Source organism: Streptomyces sp. NPDC044063, assembly GCF_056434285.1.
The window spans coordinates 84052-108124 of the sequence record NZ_JBWKFM010000014.1; the positions used below are offsets into that span (position 1 = coordinate 84052).

Annotated in this window: 21 protein-coding genes; 6 read left to right on the forward strand and 15 right to left on the reverse strand. The window is 71.9% G+C overall.

Going from position 1 to position 24073, the window contains the following annotated elements:
* Positions 1–123 precede the first annotated feature (123 nt).
* The 5 genes from fbaA to AC07BS_RS19040 all read right to left on the reverse strand — a co-directional run bounded on the left by fbaA (position 124) and on the right by AC07BS_RS19040 (position 4244).
* A complete protein-coding gene (fbaA, locus tag AC07BS_RS19020; RefSeq protein WP_478648917.1) occupies positions 124–1146 on the reverse strand; it encodes a class II fructose-bisphosphate aldolase in 1023 nt (340 codons plus the stop codon).
* Between the two features lie 202 nt (positions 1147–1348).
* A complete protein-coding gene (pyrE, locus tag AC07BS_RS19025; protein WP_478648920.1) occupies positions 1349–1894 on the reverse strand; it encodes an orotate phosphoribosyltransferase in 546 nt (181 codons plus the stop codon).
* Positions 1895–1898: 4 nt separating this feature from the next.
* Positions 1899–2690 carry an aldose epimerase family protein gene (locus tag AC07BS_RS19030; RefSeq protein WP_478648922.1) on the reverse strand — a complete coding sequence of 264 codons (792 nt, stop codon included), beginning with the start codon at positions 2688–2690 and terminating at the stop codon, positions 1899–1901.
* 60 nt (positions 2691–2750) lie between these two features.
* Positions 2751–3515 (reverse strand): SRPBCC domain-containing protein, encoded by a 765-nt coding sequence (locus tag AC07BS_RS19035; RefSeq protein ID WP_478648924.1) that lies wholly within the window; start codon positions 3513–3515, stop codon positions 2751–2753.
* A 78-nt stretch (positions 3516–3593) separates the two neighbouring features.
* Positions 3594–4244, reverse strand: a complete 651-nt coding sequence (locus AC07BS_RS19040; protein ID WP_478648927.1) for an NAD(P)-dependent oxidoreductase — start codon at positions 4242–4244, stop codon at positions 3594–3596.
* A gap of 96 nt (positions 4245–4340) precedes the next feature.
* On the opposite strand from AC07BS_RS19040, the gene AC07BS_RS19045 reads away from it, so the two are divergent.
* Entirely contained in the window at positions 4341–5264 is a 924-nt protein-coding gene (locus AC07BS_RS19045; protein ID WP_478933297.1) for a helix-turn-helix domain-containing protein, read from the forward strand.
* On the opposite strand, the gene AC07BS_RS19050 is transcribed toward AC07BS_RS19045, so the two are convergent.
* The 3 genes from AC07BS_RS19050 to AC07BS_RS19060 all read right to left on the reverse strand — a co-directional run bounded on the left by AC07BS_RS19050 (position 5252) and on the right by AC07BS_RS19060 (position 8996).
* Positions 5252–6805 (reverse strand): polyamine aminopropyltransferase, encoded by a 1554-nt coding sequence (locus AC07BS_RS19050; protein ID WP_478648932.1) that lies wholly within the window; start codon positions 6803–6805, stop codon positions 5252–5254. The genes AC07BS_RS19045 and AC07BS_RS19050 overlap by 13 nt on opposite strands.
* A 125-nt stretch (positions 6806–6930) precedes the next feature.
* Positions 6931–7449 carry a DUF2617 family protein gene (locus AC07BS_RS19055; RefSeq protein WP_478648934.1) on the reverse strand — a complete coding sequence of 173 codons (519 nt, stop codon included), beginning with the start codon at positions 7447–7449 and terminating at the stop codon, positions 6931–6933.
* Between the two features lie 353 nt (positions 7450–7802).
* Positions 7803–8996: an aminotransferase class I/II-fold pyridoxal phosphate-dependent enzyme gene (locus AC07BS_RS19060; RefSeq protein ID WP_478933300.1), complete on the reverse strand. Its 1194-nt coding sequence runs from the start codon at positions 8994–8996 to the stop codon at positions 7803–7805.
* A 229-nt stretch (positions 8997–9225) separates the two neighbouring features.
* Here AC07BS_RS19060 and AC07BS_RS19065 point away from each other — a divergent pair, with 229 nt between their 5' ends.
* Positions 9226–10455, forward strand: a complete 1230-nt coding sequence (locus AC07BS_RS19065; protein ID WP_478933302.1) for a hypothetical protein — start codon at positions 9226–9228, stop codon at positions 10453–10455.
* A gap of 13 nt (positions 10456–10468) precedes the next feature.
* On the opposite strand, the gene AC07BS_RS19070 is transcribed toward AC07BS_RS19065, so the two are convergent.
* Complete coding sequence (locus AC07BS_RS19070; protein WP_478648942.1) at positions 10469–11002, reverse strand: YbjN domain-containing protein; 534 nt, start codon at positions 11000–11002, stop codon at positions 10469–10471.
* Positions 11003–11080: 78 nt separating this feature from the next.
* Entirely contained in the window at positions 11081–13741 is a 2661-nt protein-coding gene (gene clpB / locus AC07BS_RS19075; RefSeq protein WP_478933304.1) for an ATP-dependent chaperone ClpB, read from the reverse strand.
* A gap of 191 nt (positions 13742–13932) precedes the next feature.
* On the opposite strand from clpB, the gene AC07BS_RS19080 reads away from it, so the two are divergent.
* A complete protein-coding gene (locus tag AC07BS_RS19080) occupies positions 13933–14337 on the forward strand; it encodes a pyridoxamine 5'-phosphate oxidase family protein (RefSeq protein WP_478648947.1) in 405 nt (134 codons plus the stop codon).
* 12 nt (positions 14338–14349) lie between these two features.
* Here the strand turns inward: AC07BS_RS19080 and AC07BS_RS19085 are convergent, their stop codons facing one another.
* The 5 genes from AC07BS_RS19085 to dnaK form a co-directional block, all read right to left on the reverse strand.
* Positions 14350–15363, reverse strand: coding sequence for a hypothetical protein (locus AC07BS_RS19085; RefSeq protein WP_478933306.1), 1014 nt, complete (start codon positions 15361–15363; stop codon positions 14350–14352).
* Positions 15364–15502: 139 nt separating this feature from the next.
* The gene (locus AC07BS_RS19090; RefSeq protein ID WP_478648952.1) at positions 15503–15961 is read right to left on the reverse strand and encodes a heat shock protein transcriptional repressor HspR; all 459 of its coding nucleotides are present in this window, start codon (positions 15959–15961) and stop codon (positions 15503–15505) included.
* A gap of 5 nt (positions 15962–15966) precedes the next feature.
* Positions 15967–17151, reverse strand: a complete 1185-nt coding sequence (gene dnaJ / locus AC07BS_RS19095) for a molecular chaperone DnaJ (protein ID WP_478648956.1) — start codon at positions 17149–17151, stop codon at positions 15967–15969.
* Positions 17152–17184: 33 nt separating this feature from the next.
* A complete protein-coding gene (grpE, locus tag AC07BS_RS19100; RefSeq protein ID WP_478648959.1) occupies positions 17185–17841 on the reverse strand; it encodes a nucleotide exchange factor GrpE in 657 nt (218 codons plus the stop codon).
* The gene (gene dnaK / locus AC07BS_RS19105) at positions 17838–19685 is read right to left on the reverse strand and encodes a molecular chaperone DnaK (RefSeq protein WP_478648962.1); all 1848 of its coding nucleotides are present in this window, start codon (positions 19683–19685) and stop codon (positions 17838–17840) included. The genes grpE and dnaK overlap by 4 nt, the downstream gene beginning before the upstream one ends.
* A gap of 309 nt (positions 19686–19994) precedes the next feature.
* Here dnaK and AC07BS_RS19110 point away from each other — a divergent pair, with 309 nt between their 5' ends.
* From AC07BS_RS19110 to AC07BS_RS19120, 3 genes are all read left to right on the forward strand, one after another.
* Positions 19995–22268: a (Fe-S)-binding protein gene (locus AC07BS_RS19110; protein ID WP_478648965.1), complete on the forward strand. Its 2274-nt coding sequence runs from the start codon at positions 19995–19997 to the stop codon at positions 22266–22268.
* Positions 22269–22404: 136 nt separating this feature from the next.
* Positions 22405–22911 carry a MarR family winged helix-turn-helix transcriptional regulator gene (locus tag AC07BS_RS19115; protein ID WP_478648968.1) on the forward strand — a complete coding sequence of 169 codons (507 nt, stop codon included), beginning with the start codon at positions 22405–22407 and terminating at the stop codon, positions 22909–22911.
* A 48-nt stretch (positions 22912–22959) separates the two neighbouring features.
* Entirely contained in the window at positions 22960–23970 is a 1011-nt protein-coding gene (locus AC07BS_RS19120) for a Yip1 family protein (protein ID WP_478933311.1), read from the forward strand.
* Positions 23971–24073 lie beyond the last annotated feature (103 nt).

The window sequence follows — 24073 nt, forward strand, 5'->3', positions numbered from 1 at the left end:
GTCAGCCTCTCCGCCCAAGCATTCCTCGACGTATTTCCAGGCGACCCCCCCCCCCCCCACCCCCCCCCACACCCCCCCCCCCCCCCCCCCCCCCCCCCCCCCCCCGGACCGTGCCGCTCCCGGCTACTTCAGGCGGGTGCCGGTGGCGCGCAGGTCGGCGCAGGCCTTGGTGACGCGCTCGGCCATGCTCGCCTCGGCCAGCTTGCCCCAGGTGCGCGGGTCGTAGGCCTTCTTGTTGCCGACCTCGCCGTCGACCTTCAGGACGCCGTCGTAGTTGCCGAACATGTGGGCGGCCACGGGACGGGTGAAGGCGTACTGGGTGTCGGTGTCGAGGTTCATCTTCACGACGCCGTTCTCCAGCGCGACGCGGATCTCCTCCTCGGTGGAGCCGGAGCCGCCGTGGAAGACGAAGTCGAACGGGTCGGCCTTGCCGTGCTTCGCGGCGATGCCGTCCTGCAGCTCGCGCAGCAGCTCCGGCTTCAGGACGACGTTGCCCGGCTTGTAGACGCCGTGGACGTTGCCGAAGGAGGCGGCCAGCAGGTAGCGGCCCTTCTCGCCCAGGCCCAGGGCCTCGGCGGTGCGCTCGACGTCGGCGACGGTGGTGTAGAGGTCGTCGTTGATCTCGTGGGAGACGCCGTCCTCCTCGCCACCGGTCGGGGTGATCTCGACCTCGAGGATGATCTTCGCCTTCACGGCCTCGGCGAGCAGCTCCTTGGCGATGGCCAGGTTCTCGTCGAGCTTCTCGGCGGAGCCGTCCCACATGTGGGACTGGAAGAGCGGGTTCTGGCCGGCGGCGACGCGCTCCTGCGAGATGGCCAGCAGCGGACGGACGTAGCCGTCCAGCTTGTCCTTCGGGCAGTGGTCGGTGTGCAGCGCGATGTTCACCGGGTACTTCTTGGCGACCACGTGCGCGAACTCGGCGAGCGCGACGGCGCCCGAGACCATGTCCTTGCTGTACTGGCCGCCCAGGAACTCCGCGCCACCGGTGGAGATCTGGATGATGCCGTCGCTCTCCGCCTCGGCGAAACCGCGCAGCGCGGCGTGCAGAGTCTGCGTCGAGGTCACATTGATGGCCGGGTAGGCGAACTTGCCGGCCTTCGCCCGGTCGAGCATCTCGTTGTAGACCTCGGGGGTTGCGATGGGCATCTGTCCGCTCCTTGGGGTCTTGCGGGTAAGGGGGCGACGGTCATCGTCGCCCCCATCTTCCCAGACTCCCCGGATTACTCCACATGAGGCTCACCATGCTCATTTGAGAGCAGGGTGGCTTCACGTGAGGTACGGCGTGAGGCCCGGTTCGAGGCCCGGTTCGAGACCCGGCTTCACGTGAGGTGTGGTTTCACGTGAAACGTCAGCCGAGGTCCAGGTCGCCCAGCGCGTAACCGGTGATGTAGCGCAGCCCGGCGCCCTCGATGGCGGACTGGGCGCCGCGGTCGACGATGGTGGCCACGGCCACGACCTCGGCGCCGGCCTCACGGGCCGCCTCGACGGCGGTCAGCGGGGAACCACCGGTGGTGGAGGTGTCCTCGACGACCAGCACACGACGGCCCGTGATGTCCGGACCCTCGATACGGCGCTGCATGCCGTGGGCCTTCTGCGCCTTGCGGACGACGAAGGCGTCCAGCTTCCGGCCGCGCGCGGCGGCGGCGTGCAGCATCGAGGTGGCGACCGGGTCGGCGCCCAGGGTGAGCCCACCGACGGCGTCGAAGTCCAGGTCCGCCGTGGCGTCCAGCATGACCTGGCCGACCAGGGGCGCGGCCTCGGCGTCCAGGGTGATCCGGCGGAGGTCGATGTAGTAGTCGGCCTCCTTGCCGGAGGAGAGGGTCACCTTGCCGTGGACCACGGCCTTGTCCTTGATCTGCCGCAGCAGGGCGTCACGCGCATCGGTCATGGCCATGAGCTTAGGCCAGCGACCGCCAGGTCCACGTCGTGGAGATCTCCAGGGGGTCGATCGGGGTCACCAGACGGGGAAGGGTGTTCAGGCCGTTCGGCGGACCGGACTGCGGCTCGACGCAGACGGCCTCGCTCTGCTCGTCGTAGACCACGACCCACTCGGCACGGCTGGTGATCCTCAGCTCCAGCGCACCGGGCCAGGTCAGGGTGACGTCGACGCCGTCAGGCATCCCGAAGCAGTCGTCCCAGGGCCCCGGGCGGGGCTCGACGCGACGGCCGGTGGGGATGTGGTCGTCGCCGCGCTCCTCCTGCCAGCCGGGCCGGAAGTCGATCTCGACGTCCTTGCCGGTGCCGAGGTTGCGCCGGAACCAGGGGTGCCAGCCGGCCTGCGCCGGGAAGGAGTCGTCGTAGGTCTCGACGCCCATGGTGAGCGTGAGGGAGTTCTCCGTCAGCTCGGCCAGCTGGGTGACGCGGCCGGAGTACGGCCAGGGGTCGGCCAGGTCGTAGGTGAAGGCGGCGGCGCGCTCGTCGGCGCGGGCCGTGCGCCAGACGGTGTCCCGGCCGGTGCCGTGAATCGCGTGCGGCGGGTGGTTGAGGGGCATCTGGTGGATCTCGCCACCGTTGCGGAAGCGGCCCAGATCGATGCGGCCGCACCAGGGGACCATCGGGAAGGCGCCGTACCGGTCGCCTTGGCGCAGGAGTTCGGTGCCGTCGATCGTCAGGCTGCCGATGCGGCAGCCGTTGCCGGGGCTGAAGGTCACGTCGGCGTTTCCGGCCGTCAGGCGTACGTCATCGCTCACCCTTCGACCCTATGCCCTGGGACCTGGGCATACCCGCCGAATCCGGCGGGCGACGCCACGTCAGCGCTTGCGGCGCAGCGCGCGGGAGAAGACCACGGCACCCGCCAGCGCGAGCGCGGCCGCGGGGGCGACCCAGCGCAGGACCGCCGTGCCGGAGGTGGTCTCCGGAGCGGGGACGGGGGCGTAACGGCCCCTCGGCGGCGCGTGGTCGACCTCCTCCGCACTGCGGCCGATCATCGTGCGGCGGGCGTGCGCCGCCTCGGCGGGGGGCTCCTCGTCGAGGACGTCGTCCTCGAACTCCGGGGCTCCCCCGGCCTCGACGACCTCGATGACCTCGGCCACCGGGGCCTCCACGGCGCTGTCGGGCCCGGTCTCCTCCGCCGCGGCGGCGGCCTCGTCGTCGCGCAGCTCCTCGGCGAGGGCGGCGGCGAACCGGTCCAGCAGCCGCCGCGCCGCCGACTCGGCGGTCCTGGCGTCGAACTCCGTGAGCCGCCCGGCGCCGCCGACCGTTCCGGTGCAGCTCAGCCGGGTGCCGCCCGGCATCTCCTCGGGAAGCGCGCTGAGCACGAGGGTCACCGTGCCGCTGCCGCGCGCCTCCGTGCCCTCGCCGGAGAGTTCGTACGAACCGTCCCGCTCGGTGAGCCGGAGCGCCCCCCGGTAGGTGATCGTCGAACCGCCGATGCGCAGCCGCAGGCGACCCGCGAGCGCGGCGCCGGCCGAGGCGTCCTGCTGCAGGCCGGGGACGCAGCGCGCGACGCGTGCCGGGTCGGAAAGAACTCGCCGCACCGCACCGACCGGAAACGGAACGAACACCTCATGCTCCATAGCAAGCGAGCCTACCCATCGGGCCCCGTACCAGTACCGCCCCGGTCGAATCCGATCGAACTTTCCGTCAGAAGACGGTCAGTATCCGACCGTGAACCGCTCACCGACGTGCTTCGGCGTCTCGATCTCGTCGATGAGCGCCACCGCGTAGTCCTCGGCGGAGATACGGCTGTTGCCCTCCGCGTCGATCACGAGGTCCTCCAGCGCCGTCCGGTAGGTGCCGGTGCGCTCGCCGGGCTGGATCAGGCCCGCGGGGCTGAGGTTGGTCCAGCGGACGTCGGAGACCGTGCGGTAGAAGTCCAGCGCGTCACCGTGCGCGTGCATGATCTGCAGCAGGAACTCCGGCAGCCCCTCCGCGTCCCACACCTGCTTGCCGTCCGGGGTGCGCAGCGAGCCCGCACCACCGACCGTGACCAGGCGCGGAGCGGCGTCGCCGAGCGTCCGCAGGCCCGCCACCAGCGCCTTGGCCGCCGGCTCGATGGTGGCCACATGGCCGGGGCCGTCGCCGCCGCCCACCGCGCTGACGACGACGTCCTGGCCCTGGGCGGCCTTGGCCACCGACTCGGGGTCCAGGACGTCACCGGTGGTGACGGTGAGGTTGGGGTGCTGCTCGGTGACCTTGGCGGGGTCGCGGACGACCGCCGTGACCTGGTGGCCCCGGTCCAGCGCCTCGCGGAGAACGCGGCTGCCGATCGTGCCGGTGGCACCGAAGAGAGCGATCCTGGCCATGGTGGGTTACCTCCTGAGCTGCGGAAACGGCGAGTGCGCCGGACAACAACGCTAGGCAGCGCACCGCCCCCCGGCCAGGTAGGCTCGCGCCTGCTCATGGTGAAAAAACGACATGATGACCCGGACGGCGAAACGGCCGGGATTCTGGACCTGGCCTACGAGCCGCCGCCCGGCGCCCCCGCCGGCCTGGAGGTGATGACCCTCGCCGAGCTCCGCGAGCGGGCGTCCGAGGGCCTGCTGACCCGGCCCCAGCGGCTGGACTTCCACCAGATCCTGGCCGTCGACTCCGGCGCGGCCTCGCACACCGTGGACTTCACCGCCCATCCGCTGCGCGGCGGCGACGTGCTGTGGGTGCGCCCCGGACAGGTGCAGCAGTTCGGCGACGACGTACCGGGGATCGAGGGCACGGTCGTCCTGGTCGAGGCCGGCTTCCTGCCGCCCGGCAGCAGCGTGGCGGCGACGGCCGACGACCCCTTCCGGCCGGTGCTGTGGCGGCCCGCGGGCGGCGACCGGGAGGCCGTCTTCTGCGCGGTGCGCCACCTGGCCACGGACTACCGCACCGGCTCCGCGCTCCCCTCGGGCGTCCACGCCGAGGTCCTGCGGCATCTGTTCTCCGTGCTGGTGCTGCGGCTGGCCCACACCACGGCCGCCGCCGACACCGCCCCCGCCGACGACACGTTCCTGCGCTTCCGGGGGGCCGTCGAACGCGACTACGCCACGCGCCGCCGGGTCGCGGACTACGCCCGGACGCTCGGCTACTCCTCCCGCACCCTGTCACGGGCCACGCTGGCGGCGACCGGGGTGGCGGCCAAGGAGTTCATCGACCAGCGGGTGACGCTGGAGGCCAAGCGGCTGCTCGCGCACAGCGATCTGCCCGCGGCGCGGATCGCGGGCCGGCTGGGGTTCGACGACGCGGCCAACTTCTCGAAGTTCTTCCAGCACCGGGTGGGCCTGGCCCCGGGTGCCTTCCGCGCGTCCCTGCGGCGGGACGCCGGGGCCGTGAGCGGTCATCCGGGATAGCGCGGGTGCATCAGCGTCGACGGCAGCAGCCCGGTCTCGCGGTGCGACGCGGCGGCGCGGGCCTCGGCGCTCAGCCGCTCGGGCGTCAGGGTGGGCAGGTACGGGTGGGCGTCGGACAGCCGCAGCCGTACGGGTGAGCGGGCGGCGAGCAGGAACCCCCACCCCGGCCGGCGGTCACCGCGCACGGCCGGCGCCCGTACCTCGTAGGGCACGGACCGCAGGCCCACCGACCGGACCGTGGCGTCCACCGTCCAGAAGGACCGGGGCCGCACGTCGAGGTCGCCGCCGTGCACCGCTAATCGGCCGCCGGGAGCGAGGACCCGGGCCACCAGGCCGTAGAACTCCTGCGAGTAGAGCTTGGCGCTGGGCGTCACGCCCGGGTCCGGGAGGTCGGAGATGACCACGTCGTAGGGGCCCTCGGCGCCCCCGCGCAGCCAGTCGAACGCGTCGGCCGTCACCACCCTCACCCGCGGATCGCGGTAGGCGCCGTGGTTGAGCGCCACCAGGTCGGTGTCCGTGCGGGCCAGCCGGAGCACCGCGGCGTCGAGCTCGACGACGGTCACCGCTGCGGTGTCCGGATAGCGCAGCACCTCGCGCACCGCCAGGCCGTCGCCGCCGCCCAGGATCAGGACGCGGCGGTGCGGGCCCGCCATGACGGGATGGACCAGGGCCTCGTGGTAGCGGTACTCGTCGTCGCCGCTGACGCGCAGCCGCCCGTCCAGGAAGAGGGACAGCGGCCGCCCGCTGACGCCGCCGCCGGTCAGCACGACCTCCTGGACCTCCGACTGCACGGCCACCCGGACGTCCGCGCCGTACACGGCGGTGCGCGCCGCCCGTTCGAAGGGGCCGGTGAGCACCGAGCAGACGGCCAGCAGGACCAGCACCAGCGCGTTCGCGACGATCAGCACCCAGCGAGCCCGGGCGGACAGATCGCCCCGGAAGAGCCAGAGCACCAGCGCCCCGCCGGCCACCGCGTTCACCGCGCCGGTCAGCAACGCTCCCGTCAGCTGGCCCAGGACGGGCAGCAGGAGGAAGGGGAAGGCGAGCCCGCCGACCAGGGCGCCCACGTAGTCGGCGGCGAAGAGATCCGCGACCGCGCCGCCGGCGTCCTGCCGGCGGATGCGCTGGATGAGGGTCATCAGCAGCGGCACCTCGGCGCCGATCAGCACCCCGATCGCGAGCGAGAAGCCCACCAGGGCCGGCCGGGCCTGCCCGTACCAGGCGAAACAGGCGTACAGCGCCATCGCCGACAGCCCGCCGGTCAGCGCCAGCACCGCCTCGACCGCCGCGAAACCGGCGGCCGCCCGGCCGCGCAGCCGTTTGGCGAGCAGGGAGCCGACGCCCATGGCGAAGACCATCACCGACAGGACGACGGAGGCCTGGGTGACGGAGTCGCCGATCAAGTACGAGGCCAGGGCGACCAGTTCCAGCTCGTACACCAGCCCGCAGGCGGCGCAGATGAAGACCGTGGTCAGGACCAGGAGGCGGCCGAGCCCGGCCCGTACGGGCAGCCGCGCCGGCACCGGGCGGTGGTGGACCATGCGGGAACGCTACGTCACGAACCGGTATACCTTTTGTCACCCACACGGGTTTAATCCACATGGGGCCGACGACGGGCACCGACGACGGGCCGGGCGCGGCGGGCCGGGGCGGGACGGGGCGGTCCTCAGAGCGGGGCGGTCATCCGCACGCCCACGCGGGTCCGGGTCGCGACCAGCCGCCCCTCCTGGGGGTAGGCGTGCCAGGTGCGCCAGCTGATCTGGCCGTCGTGGCGCTGGGCGAGCAGCGCGGTGAAGGCGTGGGGGCTGCCCGGAAACGTTCCGGCCAGACCCTGCGGGTGCTCGGCGACCAGCGCCAGCAGCTCCTGCGCGCGGCCGGCGAACGAGCAGCGGGAGAGGGTCTCGACGCGGGCGGCGAACTCGTACTCCCATGCGCCGACCCGCCGGGCGACCCCCAGCGGCAGCGGGGTGCTGCTGCCGGCTATGCAGGCGACCGTCTCCGAACAGACTCCGTCCTCCTCTTCGAGTATGACCTGGTGGGAGGCGCCCAGCAGGCGCAACTGCACGGCGGCGCCGTCGAGGTGGAGGTCGAGGACCGCCAGCGCGGGCAGCGGTTCCTTGCCCAGACACCAGGCGAGGTCGGCGGCGCGGGTGTCGGTGTAGGTGGTTTTGAGGGTGGTGAGCATGGGTCGGCTCCGCGAGCGGCAGTGGAGGGTGGGCCGGCCCGCCCCGAGGAGGACCAGATTTCCTTTCGGGTGCGCCGGCTCATGCCCACATTCGAGACCCCTGGTTCCGTGGCTCCGCTCCGGCGGGTGGGATTCCGGATTCCGGCGATTCCCAGGAGTTGGCTCTCAACGTGGCTCTGAATGAGAGGGAATCACGAATGAGCCGCGCCCACAGCAGTTTTACCCATCATCTGCAACTTTCCATCCACGAGAGGGCCGTACAGCTCAAATGTTCAACACACCGGCGTCCGGCGGATGGTGAAATCCGCCGGACGCATATGCGAATGGCTCTGGGCCAGTTGCAAACGCGGAGGTCACCGTCCGGCGATCAGCTTCTCCACGGCCTCGAGAACCGAGTTCTCCTGCTTGCAGAAGGAGAAACGCACCAGATAGGACGGGGCGTCGGGGCGCAGGTAGAAGGCGGACGTGGGAATGGCCACCACCCCGGCGCGCAAAGGGAGTTCACGGCAGAATCGCACGCCGTCGGCGTGCCCCCACGCGCGGATGTCCGCCTGGACGAAATACCCCGCCTCCGCGTGAAGGGGGCGCAGACCGGCGCGCGTGAGCCCCTCGCTCAGCAGATCGCGATGACGGCTCAGCGTCGCCCTGAGCTCCGTCGCCCACTCCTCCACGCCCCCCAGCGCCCGCGCGAGCGGCTCCTGGTAGGGCGTGCCGGAGGCGTAGGTGAGGAACTGCTTCGCCCCCGCCACCGCCGCCACCAACCGCGCCGGCCCGCACACCCAGCCGACCTTCCAGCCCGTGACGTTGAACGTCTTGCCCGCCGAGGAGATCGTCAGGGTCCGCTCCCGCATCCCCGGCAGCGCGGCGATCGTACGGTGCGCGCCCCCGTCGTAGACCAGGTGTTCGTAGACCTCGTCCGTCACCACCGTCAGGTCGTGCTCGCGGCAGATCTCCGCCACCTCCGCCAGCTCCCCGGCGGTGAACACCTTGCCGGTGGGGTTGTGCGGGGTGTTGAGCAGCAGCACCCGGGTGCGCCCGGTGATCGCGGCGCGCAGCGCCGCCGCGTCGAGCACGAACCCGTCGCCCTCCTCCGCCAGGGGAACGGGCACCAGGCGGGCGCCGGCGAACCGCGCCCCCGCCGGGTAGGCGTCGTAGCAGGGGTCGAAGGCGATGACCTCGTCGCCCGGGTCGACGAGCCCCAGCAGCGCCGCCGCCAGCGCCTCCGTCGCGCCCGTGGTGACCAGCACCTCCTCCCGCGGGTCGTACTCCAGTCCGTACCGCCGGCGCTGGTGCGCCGCCACGGCCTCGCGCAGCGCGGGGAAGCCGTGGGCGGGCGGGTACTGGTTGCCGCCGCCGAGCATCGTCCGCGCGGCGTCCTCCAGCAGCGCGGACGGCGCGCCCAGCTCGGGCACGCCCTGCCCCAGGTTGACCGCGCCCGTCCGGCGGGCCAGCTCGGTCATCTCCGTGAAGACCGACGTCCCCAGCCCGCGCACCCGCGCCGCCGGAGCCCATCCGTCCCCGCCCGCGCCCACCGTGTCCTCGGTCATCTCGGTCCGCTCCCCTCGGTCGATGCTCCCGGGCCGGACATCGGTCCGGTGATCGGCTTCACCATAGGCCGGGGTGCGGCCGAGCGGGTGGAAGGTGCACCGCTTACGGGCGCTGTAAGTCGCGCGCGCGGGGCGGGGGCCGCATGGTCGGTATGCCGCCGGGATGCCGAACGGACCGCCCGCCGGCAGGCCTCCACATTCCCGTAGCAGCCGCACCGGAGGTGCCCCCGTGTCCGCCGCCGGCCCCACCGTTCACCGTGTCACCGTGCCCGCCCGCGCCCCGGGCCAGCGCCGGGCCGCCCGCGACCGCCGCCGGGCCGACCGGACGGACCGGGTCCGCGAGGCCCTGCGCCGGGCGCTGCCCGCGCTCGGCCTCTACGCGGCCGTCCGGCTGACCGGCATGACGGTGATGGCGTCCTGGGCCTGGTGGGCGGGCAAGCACCCGCGCACGCTGCTCGGCCACCTGTGGGACGGCATCTGGTACGCGGGCATCGCCCGGCACGGCTACGGGCTGATCGTCCCCTCGCCCACCACCCGCGGCGTCTTCTACAACGACCTGGCGTTCTTCCCGCTCTACCCCGCCCTGGTGCGGTCCGTCGCCACCCTGCTGCCGCTCACCGTCGTCAGCGCCGGGCTGCTCGTGGCGTGGGCGGCGGCCGGAGCGGCGGCGTGGGGGATCTACGCGGTCGGCGAGCGGCTGTACGGGCGGCGGGCCGCGACGCTGCTGGTGCTGCTGTGGGGGCTGATGCCGCACGCGATCGTGCAGACCATGGCCTACACCGAGTCGCTGATGACCGCGCTGGCGGCCTGGGCGCTGTACGCGGCGCTCACCCGGCGGTGGCCGACGGCCGGGGCGCTGGCCCTGCTGGCCGGGCTCTCCCGGCCCAACGCGATCGCCGTGGCCGCCGCGATCTGGTGCGCCGTCGCCCTCGCCCTGTGGCGCGACCCCCGGGCCCGGCGGGACTGGCGGCCCTGGGCGGGCGCGGCGCTGGCGCCCGCGGGCTGGGCGGGCTACGTGGTGTGGGCCGGGCTGCGCTCGGGGCGCGGGCCGCTGGGCTACTTCGAGGTGCAGCGGCTGTGGGGCTCGCGCTTCGACTTCGGCCGGGACGCGTTCCTCTTCACCCGGCACCTGATCGTCTCGCGCGACTACCTGGTCTACTACGTGACGCTGGCGATCCTGGGCGTCGCGCTCGTGGCGCTGGTCCTGCTGGCGCTGGACCGGCCGCCCGCGGTGCTGCTGGTGTACGCGGTCGTGCTGGTCGTGATCGCGGTGGGCGGCTCCAGCTACTTCGCCTCCAAGCCGCGCTTCCTGCTGCCGGCCTTCCCGCTGCTGATGCCGGCGGCCGTGGCCATGGCGAGGGCCCGGCCACGCACCGTCGCCGTGACGGCGGGCGCGCTGGCCGGGTTGTCGTTCTTCTACGGGACCTATCTCCTGGCCGTGGCCAGGGTCCCGATGTAGCCGCCGCTGAGGCTCAGGCCTCGTCGTCCGGCTTGTCGTCGTCCGACTCGGCGTCGGCCTCCAGGCCCAGCTGCTCGACGAGCCACTTGTCGAACTCGATCGAGGCACGCACCCAGCTGACGGTGCTGGAGACGAAGTGCTCCAGCGCGACGCCGACGCCGATCAGCATCTGCGCCTCGCCGATCAGGCGGACGGTGCCGTCGTCGTGGGTGTGGGTGTAGACCTTCGGCCACAGCGTGCGACGGTTCCAGTCGTCGATGACCTCGAGGAGACGGGCCTTCTCGTCGATGCCGTGCGGACGGTCGTAGAACGTGCGCACGGAGAAGACCTGCTGCTCCTCCTCGCCACGGAACATGAAGTACGTGCGGAACTGCTCCCACGGCGCGGCGAGGTCACCCTCGTCGTCCACCACGTACTTCAGCTCCATCTGCTCCAGGAGCTGCTTGACCAGGTCCTGGTCGGGGATGACGGGGCCGGTCGGGCCCGCCTCAGAGTGCGGTTCGGGCTGGCCCCCGAAATTCGGAATCGAGGACGGGTCGATGCTCACCAGTTCTTCCCTTCGTACGGTCTCCCGCCATCCTCCCCCATCCCGGGCGGGAGCTGGCAACCCCCGCCCGGCCAGTTGTCACGGTGTTTCGCCGACAGCACGCTCGCGAGCAGGCGAAACAGTGAGCGATCGGCCGTCCTCGGCGACCTCGACACGGACCGTGTCGCCGTCGCGGACGTCCCCGGCCAGGATGGCGCGGGCCAGCCGGTCGCCGATGGCCGTCTGCACCAGGCGGCGCAGTGGGCGGGCGCCGTAGGCCAGGTCAGGGGCCGCGCCGCCCTCCGCGCCGGGCACGGTGCCCAGCCGGGACAGCCAGGCCAGCGCGGCGTCGGTGACCTCCAGCGCGAGCCGGCGGTCGGCCAGGCGGCGCTGGAGGTGGCCGATCTGGATCCGGGCGATCTGCTCCAGCTGCCCGGTGCCGAGCGGGTGGAAGACCACGGTGTCGTCGAGCCGGTTGAGGAACTCGGGACGGAAGGAGGCGCGGACCGTCTCCAGCACCTTCTCCCGCTTCTCCTCCTCCTTCAGCAGCGGGTCCACCAGGAACGTCGAGCCGAGGTTGGAGGTGAGGATGAGGATGGTGTTGCGGAAATCCACCGTCCGGCCCTGACCGTCCGTCAGCCGGCCGTCGTCGAGCACCTGGAGCAGGATGTCGAAGACCTCGTGGTGGGCCTTCTCCACCTCGTCCAGCAGCACCACCGTGTACGGGCGGCGGCGCACGGCCTCGGTGAGCTGACCGCCCTCCTCGTAGCCGACGTAACCGGGCGGGGCGCCGACCAGGCGGGCCACCGAGTGCTTCTCGCCGTACTCGCTCATGTCGATGCGGACCATGGCCCGCTCGTCGTCGAAGAGGAAGGCGGCGAGCGCCTTGGCCAGCTCGGTCTTGCCGACGCCGGTGGGGCCGAGGAAGAGGAAGGAGCCGGTGGGCCGGTCGGGGTCGGCGATGCCGGCCCGGGAGCGCCGCACGGCGTCCGAGACGGCCCGCACGGCCTCGGCCTGGCCGATCAGCCGCCGGCCCAGCTCCTCCTCCATGCGCAGCAGCTTCTGCGTCTCGCCCTCCAGCAGGCGCCCGGCCGGAATGCCGGTCCAGGAGGCGACGACATCGGCGATGTCGTCCGGGCCGACCTGCTCCTTGACCATGAGGTCCTTGGCGGCGGCCTCCTGCTCGGCCTCGGCCTCCGCCGCGGCGGCCTCCGCCAGCTCCCGCTCGACGGCCGGGATCTCGCCGTAGAGCAGCTTGGAGGCGGTGTCGAAGTCGCCGTCGCGCTGGGCGCGCTCGGCCTGCACCCGCAGGTCGTCGAGGCGCTCCTTGAGCTCGCCGACGCGGTTGAGGGACTGCTTCTCCTTCTCCCAGCGCGCGGTCAGCCCGCGCAGCTCCTCCTCCTTGTCCGCGAGGTCGCGGCGCAGCCGCGCGAGCCGCTCCTTGGACGCCTCGTCGGACTCGTTGCGCAGGGCGAGCTCCTCCATCCGCAGCCGGTCGACGGCGCGCTGGAGCTCGTCGATCTCGACGGGCGAGGAGTCGATCTCCATACGGAGCCGGGAGGCGGCCTCGTCGATCAGGTCGATGGCCTTGTCGGGCAGGAAGCGGGAGGTGATGTAGCGGTCGGAGAGGCCGGCGGCGGCGACCAGCGCGGAGTCGGCGATCTGCACCTTGTGGTGGGCCTCGTAGCGGCCCTTGAGGCCGCGCAGGATGGCGATCGTGTCCTCCACGGACGGCTCGGCCACCAGCACCTGCTGGAAGCGCCGCTCCAGCGCCGGGTCCTTCTCGATCCGCTCGCGGTACTCGTCGAGGGTGGTCGCGCCGACCATCCGCAGCTCACCGCGGGCCAGCATGGGCTTGAGCATGTTGCCGGCGTCCATGGCGGAGTCGCCGCCGGCGCCCGCCCCCACGACGGTGTGCAGCTCGTCGATGAAGGTGATGATCCGGCCCTCGCTGGCCTTGATCTCGGCCAGGACGGTCTTCAGCCGCTCCTCGAACTCGCCGCGGTACTTGGCGCCCGCGACCATGGCGCCCAGGTCGAGGGAGACCAGGCGCTTGTCGCGCAGCGACTCGGGGACGTCGCCCTTCACTATCCGCTGCGCGAGCCCCTCGACGACGGCCGTCTTGCCGACGCCCGGCTCGCCGATGAGCACGGGGTTGTTCTTCGTACGGCGGGAGAGGACCTGCACCACGCGGCGGATCTCGTGGTCCCGCCCGATGACGGGGTCGAGCTTGCCGAGGCGGGCGGCGGCGGTGAAGTCCGTGCCGAACTTCTCCAGCGCCTTGTACGTGCCCTCCGGGTCGGGGGAGGTCACCCGCTGCCCGGCCCGCGCCCCCTCGAAGGCGTCGAGCAGCCGGCGGGCGGAGGCGCCCTGATCGGCGAGCAGCTCGCCGGTCCGGCCGCCCCGGGCGGCGAGGCCGATGAGCAGGTGCTCGGTGGAGAGGTACTCGTCGCCCAGGTCGCGGGCCCGCTCCGAGGCGTCCGCCAGCGCGGCCAGCAGCTCGCGGTCGGGCTGGGGCGGTGCCACGGTGGAGCCCTGGACGCTGGGCAGCCCGGCGAGCAGCCGCTCGGCGCCGGAGCGCAGGGCCGCGGCGTCGGCCTCCACGGCGGCCAGCAGGTCCATGACGTTCTCGTTGTCACGGCCGGCGAGCAGCGCCAGCAGCAGATGCGCGGGCGTCATGTCGGCGTGGCCCGCGGACACGGCCCGATCGTTCGCGGCGCTGAGCGCCTCGCGGCTCTTGTTGGTCAGCTCGGCATCCACGGCTCGGGGCTCCTCCTTGTGTGTCGCGTAACCCGTCTCGCCTGCGGTTCCCCCGCAGTCCTGCTGGAAGCAACGTGCGATAAGTTGAGTCTATTCCACTCAACTTCCTCGCGGTAGCGCACCTCCCCGAAATGCCCCACTTGTGAGTGAAGCCGCCCCCCACGCCCGCGCGGCGCCCTAGGCTTCCCGTCATGGCCCAGGACCTTCGCGCTCTCGACCCCGCCTACCTCGCCTTCTGGCGCGAGCGGCACATATGCACCCTCACCACGCACCGCCCGGACGGCTCGCCGCACGTCGTCCCCGTCGGCGTCACCTTCGACCCCGATACCCGGATCGCCCGCGTCATCACCGGCAAGAACAGCCGCAAGGCCCTCAACGTCCTGGCCGCCGGGCCCGACGGCGCCCGCGTCGCCGTCTGCCAGTTGGAGGGCCGCCGCTGGGCCACCCTGGAGGGCCGCGCCGTGGTCCGCACCGACGCCGACTCCGTGGCGGACGCCGTCGCCCGCTACGCCGAGCGCTACCAGCGCGTCCCGCGCCCCAACCCCGAGCGCGTCGTCCTGGAGATCGCCGTCACCCGCGCGATGGGCCGGGGCTGACCGGTCAGCGGTTCAGTCCAGCGCCGCCCGGATGTCGCGGATCATCATGGCCGGGCGGTGGTGGACGTCGGCGCTGGTGAACCGCAGGATGCGGCGCACCTCCGGGCAGGCCGCGAGGTCGTTGAACCGTATGACGTCCCGCTGGTGCTGCGCCCGGCTGCCGTGCCAGGCGTAACCCTCGGTCTCCACGGCCAGGCCCTGCCGGCGGAAGAGGAAGTCGGGATACACCCGGCGGCCCGTGGCGGGCACCACCAGCATGGCCTGGGTCTCGGGGTGCAGCCCCGCGTCGTACATCCGCAGCCGGGCGACCGTCTCGGCCGCGGAGCCCGCCCGGGGATCGGCCAGCGCCAGCCACCAGGCCGCGCTCCGGGCGCCCCGCAGCGAGGGAGCCGAGGTCAGGGCACGGCCGATCGCGTCGAGCGTGGTCAGCGGCGGTCTCCGCCCGCCCCGGCCACCGGGCGACGAACCGGGTGACGAACCGGACGGCCCACCCGGCGGCGAGCCCGGCGGCCCCGGTGGCGCGAGCGGCCGCCAGCCCAGCGCCGCGTCGACCGCCACCAGCGCGTCGTCCCGGGGCCCGGCGCGCAGCAGATCGGCCATCGTCCGCGCGACGGACGTCGCCCGGAGGCCCCCGACCGTCATCACCTCGCCGGGCTCCAGCGGCAGCCGGTGCAGCCGCGCCCCCTTCACCGCCGACCGGCCCGCCCGGACGAACTCCGGGAGGCCGCCGGGCGCGGCCGCCACGCCGTACAGCGCCGCCGCCGACCAGTGGCTGACCACCAGCTCCGGCCGCAGCAGCTGGAGCGCCCACAGCGCTTGGAGCGGCCCGGCCCCGCGCCCGGGCGCGAGCCAGGCGCCGGCCCGCAGCCGCGTCCATCCGTCCGCCGCCAGGAAGCGGCCCAGCCGGCCCCGCGACCACCCCGCGGCCAGCGCCTGGACCGCCAGCACCACCCCGCCCTGGGCGTCGGCCAACGCTCGCAGAGCAACCCCGGCCCCCGCCATCTCCCCCGCCGTCTCCCCCGTCATGCCCCGAGTGTGGCGGTCACGGACCGTCATCCACCACCCCTGTGGATAACTTTCCGTAACTCCCGTCATCCCACCCCGCAGGCATGCGAAGGGGCCGGGAGGACCTCACGGTCCTCCCGGCCCATTCGTACGAGCTGTCTCAGCGCTCCCGGTGGTCCCGCCGCGGCCGCCAGACGACCAGCGCGCCGGTCTGCTGGACGTCCTGGTAGGGCACCAGGTCGCGGCGGTACGAGGCGTGCACCGCGGCCTCGGCCTGCTGCATGGCCGTGGCCGCCCCCTCGACCGTCGCCTGGAGCTCGGCGACGCGCGCCTTCAGCGCGGCCACCTGGTTCTCCAGCTCGATGATGCGCTTGATGCCGGCCAGGTTGATGCCCTCGTCCTGGCTCAGCTGCTGGACCTGCCGCAGCAGCTCGATGTCGCGTGCGGAGTAGCGCCGGCCACGCCCGGCCGTACGGTCCGGGGAGACCAGGCCGAGGCGGTCGTACTGCCGCAGGGTCTGCGGATGCAGCCCCGAGAGCTGAGCGGCGACGGAGATCACGTAGACCGGCGACTCGTCGGTCAGCTCATAGGGATTGCGCCGACGGCCGACACCATCCATGGGGTTCACGCTCCCTTCGAGGCCTGGAACAGCTCCGCTCGCGGGTCCTCACCCGAGGTGGCCACGCGGTAGGCCTCCAGGGCTTCCCTGGCCTCGTCGCCGAGGTTCTGGGGCACGGCGACCTCGACGGTGACCAGGAGGTCGCCGCGGGTGCCGTCCTTGCGCACCGCGCCCTTGCCACGGGCGCGCATCGTGCGGCCGTTGGGCGTACCCGCGGGCAGCTTGAGGGTCACCGGGGGGCCGCCGAGCGTGGGGACCTTGACCTCGCCGCCCAGCGCCGCCTCCACGAAGGTGACGGGCACGGTGACGGTCAGGTTGTCGTCCTTCCGCCCGAAGACCGGGTGGGAACCGACGTGCACGACGACGTAGAGGTCGCCGTTCGGGCCGCCGCGCTCGCCCGGGGCGCCCTTGCCGCGCAGCCGGATGCGCTGCCCGTCGGACACGCCGGCCGGGATGCGCACCTGCATCGTGCGGGCGGACTTGGCGCGCCCGCTGCCGTGGCAGACGTCGCAGGGGTTCTCGGGTGTGAGCCCGCGGCCCTTGCAGTCCGGGCAGGGGTCGGTCAGCGAGAAGCCGCCGCCCGAGCCGCGCGACACCTGGCCGGTGCCGACGCACGTCGGGCAGACCCTGGGCGTGCCGTTCTTGTCGCCGGTGCCGGAGCAGTTCTTGCACGCCGCCGCGGAGGACATCCGCAGCGGGACCGTGGCCCCCTCCACCGCCTCGGTGAAGTTGAGTGTCACCTCGGACTCGATGTCCTGGCCGCGGCGCGGCTGCTGGCGCTGGCCCGTGCCGCCCCGGTTGAAGAGGCCGCCGAACACATCGCCCAGGCCGCCGCCGAAGCCGCCGGCACCACCACCGCCGCCGCCACCGCCCTGGGCGCCCCCGAAGAGGTCACCCAGGTCGAAGTTGAACGAGCCGCCCCCGCCCGGCCCGGCGCGGAATCCGCCGTTGCCGAACAGGGCGCGTGCCTCGTCGTACTCCTTGCGGCGCTTGGCGTCGGCGAGGACGTCGTTCGCCTCGGAGATCTCCTTGAAGCGCTCCTCGGCCGAGGAGTCACCCTTGTTGGCGTCCGGGTGGTACTCGCGGGCGAGCTTCCGGTACGCCTTCTTGATCTCCGCTTCGGTGGCGTCCTTGGGAACGCCGAGGACCTTGTAGAGGTCCTTCTCCAACAAGTCCCTGCTCAGGCTCATCCCCGACGTCCCTCCTTCCCGTCACCCAGGGCGTCAGCCCTCTTCCGGGCCACCGCTCTCCTCGTCCGACGCCTCTTCGGCCTTCGGGCTCGCGCCCGGCTGCGGCTCGGCGACCGCGACCCGCGCGGGGCGGATCGTACGCTCGCCGATCCGGTACCCCGGCTGCAGGATCTGCACGCACGTGGTCTCGGTGACGTCGGGCGCGTAGCTGTGCATCAGGGCCTCGTGCACCAGCGGGTCGAAGGGCTCGCCCTCCTTGCCGAACTGCTGCAGACCCATCTTGGACACGACCGTCTCCAGCGACTCGGCGACGGACTTGAAGCCGCCGACGAGCTCGCCGTGCTCACGGGCGCGGCCGATGTCGTCGAGCGTGGGCAGGAGCTCGGTCAGGAGGTTCGCGACGGCGATCTCCTTGACCGTGACGCGGTCCCGCTCCACCCGGCGACGGTAGTTCTGGTACTCCGCCTGGAGCCGCTGGAGGTCCGCGGTGCGCTCGCCGAGCGCCGCCTGGGCCTGGTCCAGCTGCGCCTGGAGGCCTACCTCGACGAGTTCCTCGCCGGTCGGGGCCGGGCCGGCCGGGCCCGCCTTGTCGGCGGACCCGGCGGCCTTCGCCGCGTCGTCGGGGGTGCCGGCGTCGGAGGTGCCTTCAGGCTTCTCGTTCTCGTCGAAGCCCGGGGTCTCCTCCGTCACGCCGACGCACCGCCCTTCGGCTTCTCGTCGTCCACGATCTCGGCGTCGACGACGTCGTCCTCGGCCTTGGCCTGCTGGCCGGCGTCGGCGCCCGCGGCGGCCTGACCGGCCTGCGCGTCGGCGTACATCGCCTGGCCGAGCTTCTGGCTGACCGCGGCGACCTTCTCGGTCGCGGTGCGGATCTCGGCCGAGTCCTCGCCCTTGAGCTTCTCCTTCAGCTCGGCGACCGCGGTCTCGACCTCGGTCTTCACCTCGGCCGGGACCTTGTCCTCGTTGTCCTTGAGGAACTTCTCGGTCTGGTAGACGAGCTGCTCGCCCTGGTTGCGGGTCTCGGCGGCCTCGCGGCGGCGGTGGTCCTCCTCCGCGTACTGCTCGGCCTCCTGGCGCATGCGGTCGACCTCGTCCTTGCCGAGCGAGGAACCGCCGGTGACGGTCATCTTCTGTTCCTTGCCCGTGCCCAGGTCCTTGGCGGTCACGTGCATGATGCCGTTGGCGTCGATGTCGAAGGAGACCTCGATCTGCGGGACGCCGCGCGGGGCCGGCGGAAGACCGGTCAGCTCGAACATGCCGAGCTTCTTGTTGTACGCCGCGATCTCGCGCTCGCCCTGGTAGACCTGGATCTGCACGGACGGCTGGTTGTCCTCGGCCGTCGTGAAGATCTCGGAGCGCTTGGTCGGGATCGTGGTGTTGCGCTCGATCAGCTTGGTCATGATGCCGCCCTTGGTCTCGATGCCGAGGGACAGCGGGGTCACGTCGAGGAGCAGGACGTCCTTGACCTCACCCTTGAGGACACCGGCCTGGAGCGAGGCACCGATGGCGACGACCTCGTCCGGGTTCACACCCTTGTTGGCCTCCTTGCCGCCGGTCAGCTCCTTGACGAGCTCGGCGACGGCGGGCATACGGGTGGAACCGCCGACCAGGACCACGTGGTCGATCTCGGACAGGCCGATACCGGCGTCCTTGATGACGTTGTGGAACGGGGTCTTGCAGCGGTCCAGCAGGTCCGCGGTCAGCTGCTGGAACTGGGCGCGGGTGAGCTTCTCGTCCAGGTGCAGCGGGCCCTCGGCGGACGCCGTGATGTAGGGCAGGTTGATCGAGGTCTCGGTGGACGAGGACAGCTCGATCTTCGCCTTCTCGGCGGCCTCGCGCAGACGCTGGAGCGCCATCTTGTCCTTGGACAGGTCCACGCCGTGGCCGCCCGCGAACTGCTTGACCAGGTAGTCGACGACGCGCTGGTCCCAGTCGTCACCACCGAGGTGGTTGTCACCGTTGGTGGCCTTCACCTCGACGACGCCGTCGCCGATCTCCAGCAGCGAGACGTCGAAGGTGCCGCCACCGAGGTCGAAGACCAGGATGGTCTGGTCGTCCTTGTCGAGGCCGTAGGCCAGGGCGGCCGCGGTGGGCTCGTTGACGATGCGCAGGACGTTCAGGCCCGCGATCTCGCCGGCCTCCTTGGTGGCCTGACGCTCGGAGTCGTTGAAGTACGCCGGGACGGTGATGACCGCGTCGGTGACCTTCTCGCCCAGGTAGGCCTCGGCGTCCCGCTTCAGCTTCTGCAGGATGAAGGCGCTCATCTGCTGCGGGTTGAAGTCCTTGCCGTCCAGGTTGATCTTCCAGTCAGTGCCCATGTGGCGCTTGACCGAGCGGATCGTCCTATCGACGTTGGTGACGGCCTGGCGCTTGGCGACCTCGCCGACCAGCACCTCACCGTTCTTCGCGAAGGCGACGACGGACGGCGTGGTCCTGGCGCCCTCGGCGTTGGTGATGACGGTGGGCTCACCGCCCTCGAGAACACTGACGACGGAGTTCGTCGTACCCAGGTCGATGCCGACCGCACGTGCCATGTCGATTCCTCCAGCTGACTTGAGTGGAACAGGCTCAAGGGTGCACCAGCCCGCCGAACCTGTCAACAGACCTGAGTCGAGCCCACTCAACTTTTATGTCAGACTTACAGTCAGTCGCGATCGTGAAGCGGAGCGCGCACGGCGGGCACGCGCGCGTTAAGGCATGCCTGAGCGACACAGATCACCGGCGATGCGGGTATATCGCGCGCGGGAGAGTGAGTAGTCTCGTACGGACTGGATAAGTTACCCGTTGGTAATCCCACACCGTTCCCGCTCTTTCCCGCTCACGCAGGTCCGAGGAGCCCTCCCATGCAACTCGCCGCGATCATCGTGTCGCTGGTACTCATCGCGGTAGGCGTCGCGCTGTTCGGCCGTGCCCTCCTGCAGATCTACCGCTTCGTACGGCTGGGCCAGCCCGTACCGGCCGGTACCCGCACGGACGAACCCGTTCAGCGCACCGTCACGGTGGCCAAGGAGTTCCTCGGCCACACCCGTATGAACAAGTGGGGCGTCGTCGGCGTCGCGCACTGGTTCGTGGCGGTGGGCTTCTTCTCACTGCTGCTGACGATCGTCAACGCCATCGGTCAGCTCTTCCAGGCCGACTGGATCCTGCCGGTCATCGGCGACTGGGCCCCGTACAACGTCTTCGTCGAGTTCCTCGGCACGATGACCGCGCTCGGGATCCTGACCCTCATCGTCATCCGCCAGCTGAACCGGCCGGACAGGCCGGGCCGCAAGTCCCGCTTCGCCGGCTCCAACACCGGCCAGGCGTACTTCGTCGAGTCCGTCATCCTCATCGTCGGCGTCTGCATCTTCATGCTGCACGCCCTGGAGGGTGCCCAGCACCACGTGGACGGCTACGAGGCCTCGTTCTTCATCTCGTACCCGGTCGTCTCGTGGCTGGAGGGGATGGACGTCTCCACGCTCCAGAACCTCACCTACTTCTTCGCGGGCCTGAAGATCGCGACGTCCTTCATCTGGATGATCACGGTCTCCCTGAAGACCGACATGGGCGTCGCCTGGCACCGCTTCCTCGCCTTCCCCAACATCTGGTTCAAGCGCGAGTCCAGTGGTGACGTGGCGCTGGGCGCCCTGCAGCCGATGACGAGCGCCGGCAAGCCCATCGACTTCGAGGACCCGGGCGAGGACGACCAGTTCGGCGTCTCCCAGATCGAGCACTTCTCCTGGAAGGGCATCCTCGACTTCTCCACCTGCACCGAGTGCGGCCGCTGCCAGTCGCAGTGCCCCGCCTGGAACACCGGCAAGCCGCTCTCGCCGAAGCTGCTCATCATGTCGCTGCGCGACCACGCGCACGCCAAGGCGCCCTACCTGCTCGCCGGCGGCGGCAAGTCCATGGAGGGCGAGGAGAAGGCCACCGAGGAGCAGCTGAAGGACGTCCCGGCGGCCGCCCTGGCCGAGGCCGAGCGCCCGCTGATCGGCACGCTGGAGGAGAACGGCGTCATCGACCCGGACGTGCTGTGGTCCTGCACCACCTGCGGCGCGTGCGTGGAGCAGTGCCCCGTCGACATCGAGCACGTCGACCACATCGTCGACATGCGCCGCTACCAGGTGATGATCGAGAGCTCCTTCCCGTCCGAGGCGGGCACGATGCTCAAGAACCTGGAGAAGAAGGGCAACCCCTGGGGTCTCGCCAAGAAGCAGCGCCTCCAGTGGACCAAGGAGGTCGACTTCGAGGTCCCGGTCGTCGGCAAGGACGTCGAGGACCTCTCCGAGATCGACTACCTCTACTGGGTCGGCTGCGCGGGCGCCCTGGAGGACCGCGCCAAGAAGACCACCAAGGCCTTCGCCGAGCTGCTCCACATGGCGGGCGTGTCGTTCGCCATCATGGGCGGCGAGGAGAACTGCACCGGTGACTCCGCCCGCCGTCTGGGCAACGAGTTCCTCTTCCAGCAGCTCGGCCAGCAGAACGTCGAGATGCTGAACATGGCCTTCGGCGAGGATTCCGAGGACGAGTCCACGAAGAAGCCGAAGTCCAAGAAGAAGATCGTCGCGACCTGCCCCCACTGCTTCAACACGATCGCGAACGAGTACCCGCAGCTCGGCGGCGAGTACGAGGTCATCCACCACACGCAGCTGCTGCAGCACCTCATCGACGAGGGCAAGCTCGTCCCCGTCACCCCGGTCGAGGGTCTGATCACCTACCACGACCCCTGCTACCTGGGCCGCCACAACAAGGTCTACACCCCGCCGCGCGAGATCATCGCCAAGGTGCCGGGCCTGCGGAACGAGGAGATGCACCGCCACAAGGAGCGCGGCTTCTGCTGCGGCGCCGGCGGCGCGCGCATGTGGATGGAGGAGCGGATCGGCAAGCGCATCAACAACGAGCGCGTCGACGAGGCGCTGTCCCTCAACCCGGACATCGTCTCCACCGCCTGCCCCTTCTGCCTCGTCATGCTGACCGACTCGGTCAACGGCAAGAAGAACGACGGCAAGGCCAAGGAGTCCATCCAGGTCGTCGACGTCTCCCAGCTCCTGCTGGAGTCCGTCAAGACCCCGGCCGCCCCGGAGGGCGACGGCGAGACGGCGGACGCGCCGGAGCCGGACCCGGAGCCGGTGAAGTAGTCCGGCCACGCCACGACGTACGGCCGGGCCCCGCGGACCACCGCGGGGCCCGGCCGTTCCGCTTCTTGTGGTGACCGTCCCGGTGACCGTCAACACACTTGATCTCAAGCCTGCTTGAGGTCCTACCGTCGGCGACATGACGACGACGAAGCTGGAATTCCCGAACTCCGACACCGCGCGGCTCGCCGGCCAGCCCATCGGCTACTGGAGCTGGGTCGCCAACAGAGCCGTGATCCGCCACATCCGCGCGGCGATGGCCCGGATCGACATCACCCAGCCGCAGTGGTGGATCCTCAACCGCGTCGACTCCGCCGAGGAGGGGCTGACCCGCGAGGAGATCCGCGGCCTGCTGGCCGCCGCCCTCGACGAGGGACGCGACGCGATCGACCACGCGCTCGACTCGCTCGCGGCCCGCGCCTGGGTCACGACAGACGCCGACGACACCGACGACGCGGACGGCAAGGAGCCCCGCTTCCGGCTCACCGACGCCGGCCGCGAGGCCAAGGCCCGGACCCACGAGGTCGTCGTCCGGGTCCGCGGGGAGATCCACGAGGGCATCACCGACGAGGAGTACGCGGCCGCGCTGCGGGTGCTCCAGCGCATGATCGAGAACACCGGCGGCGTCGAGGCGATCGCCCGCTAGCCGCAACGTCCCCACGGCCCACGCCGACCCCCACCTTTCCCCTAAGGGATGTCACAGGTCGGCCGCAAAGCCGGGCCCGTCACCCCGGGCCCGGCGTCCGGACCCGCCGGGACCGGGTACGTTCGAGGCGTGGCTGGATTCAGGATGGGACGCGGACGGGACTCGCACGACCCCGGGCCCGCGCGGCAAGGACAGCAGGCTCCCTACGGCGGCCAGGGCGCGCCGGGGCAGAGCGGCATACCCGGTTACGGCGGCGGCCAGCAGCAGTGGCAGCAGCCGGGCGGCTACGACGAGCCGGAGTACTTCGGCGGCGGCCAGCACCAGGCGCCGCCCCCGCCCGGCTACGGGCAGGGGTACGGCGGCGGTCCGGCCGCCCACGACCCGTACTACGGCCGCACCCCCGACGACCCGGGCCGTACGCAGCAGTTCAGCCTGGGCGAGGCCCCGGACGCGTACGGCGGCCCGGGCGGCGGGCCCGGCCCGTACGGCGACGCCGCGGCGCCCGCCCCGCCGCCCGGGCCGCGGCTGCACTGGAAGGACCTGCTGAGCGGCATCGTGCTGCGGCCCCAGGCCACTTTCTGGCAGATGCGCGACCACACCATGTGGGGCCCCGCGCTGATCGTCACCCTCGTCTACGGCATGCTCGCCGTCTTCGGCTTCGACAAGGCCCGTGAGGACGTCCTCAAGGCCTCGCTCGCCAACAGCCTGCCGGCCGTCCTGATCACCGGCGTCGTGGTGGTGATCGCCGGGCTGATCCTGGGCGCGGTCACCCACACCCTCGCCCGGCAGCTCGGCGGCAACGGCCTGTGGCAGCCCACGGTCGGCCTGTCGATGCTGATCATGTCGATCTCGGACGCGCCGCGCCTGCTCTTCGCGATGTTCCTGGGCGGCGACAGCACGCTCGTCCAGGTGCTCGGCTGGGCCACCTGGGTGGCCGGCGGCGCGCTGCTGACCTCCATGGTCGCCAAGTCGCACGACCTGCCCTGGCCGCGGGCGCTGGGCGCGTCGGCGATCCAGCTGGTCGCCCTGCTGTCGCTGATGAAGCTGGGCACGCTCTAGGCCGTACGCAGCCACGGGGAAGGGGCCGGGGGGGGGGGGGGGGGGGGGGGGGGGGGGGGGTGGGGGGGTGGGGGGTGGGGGGGTGGGGGGGGGGAGGTGGGGG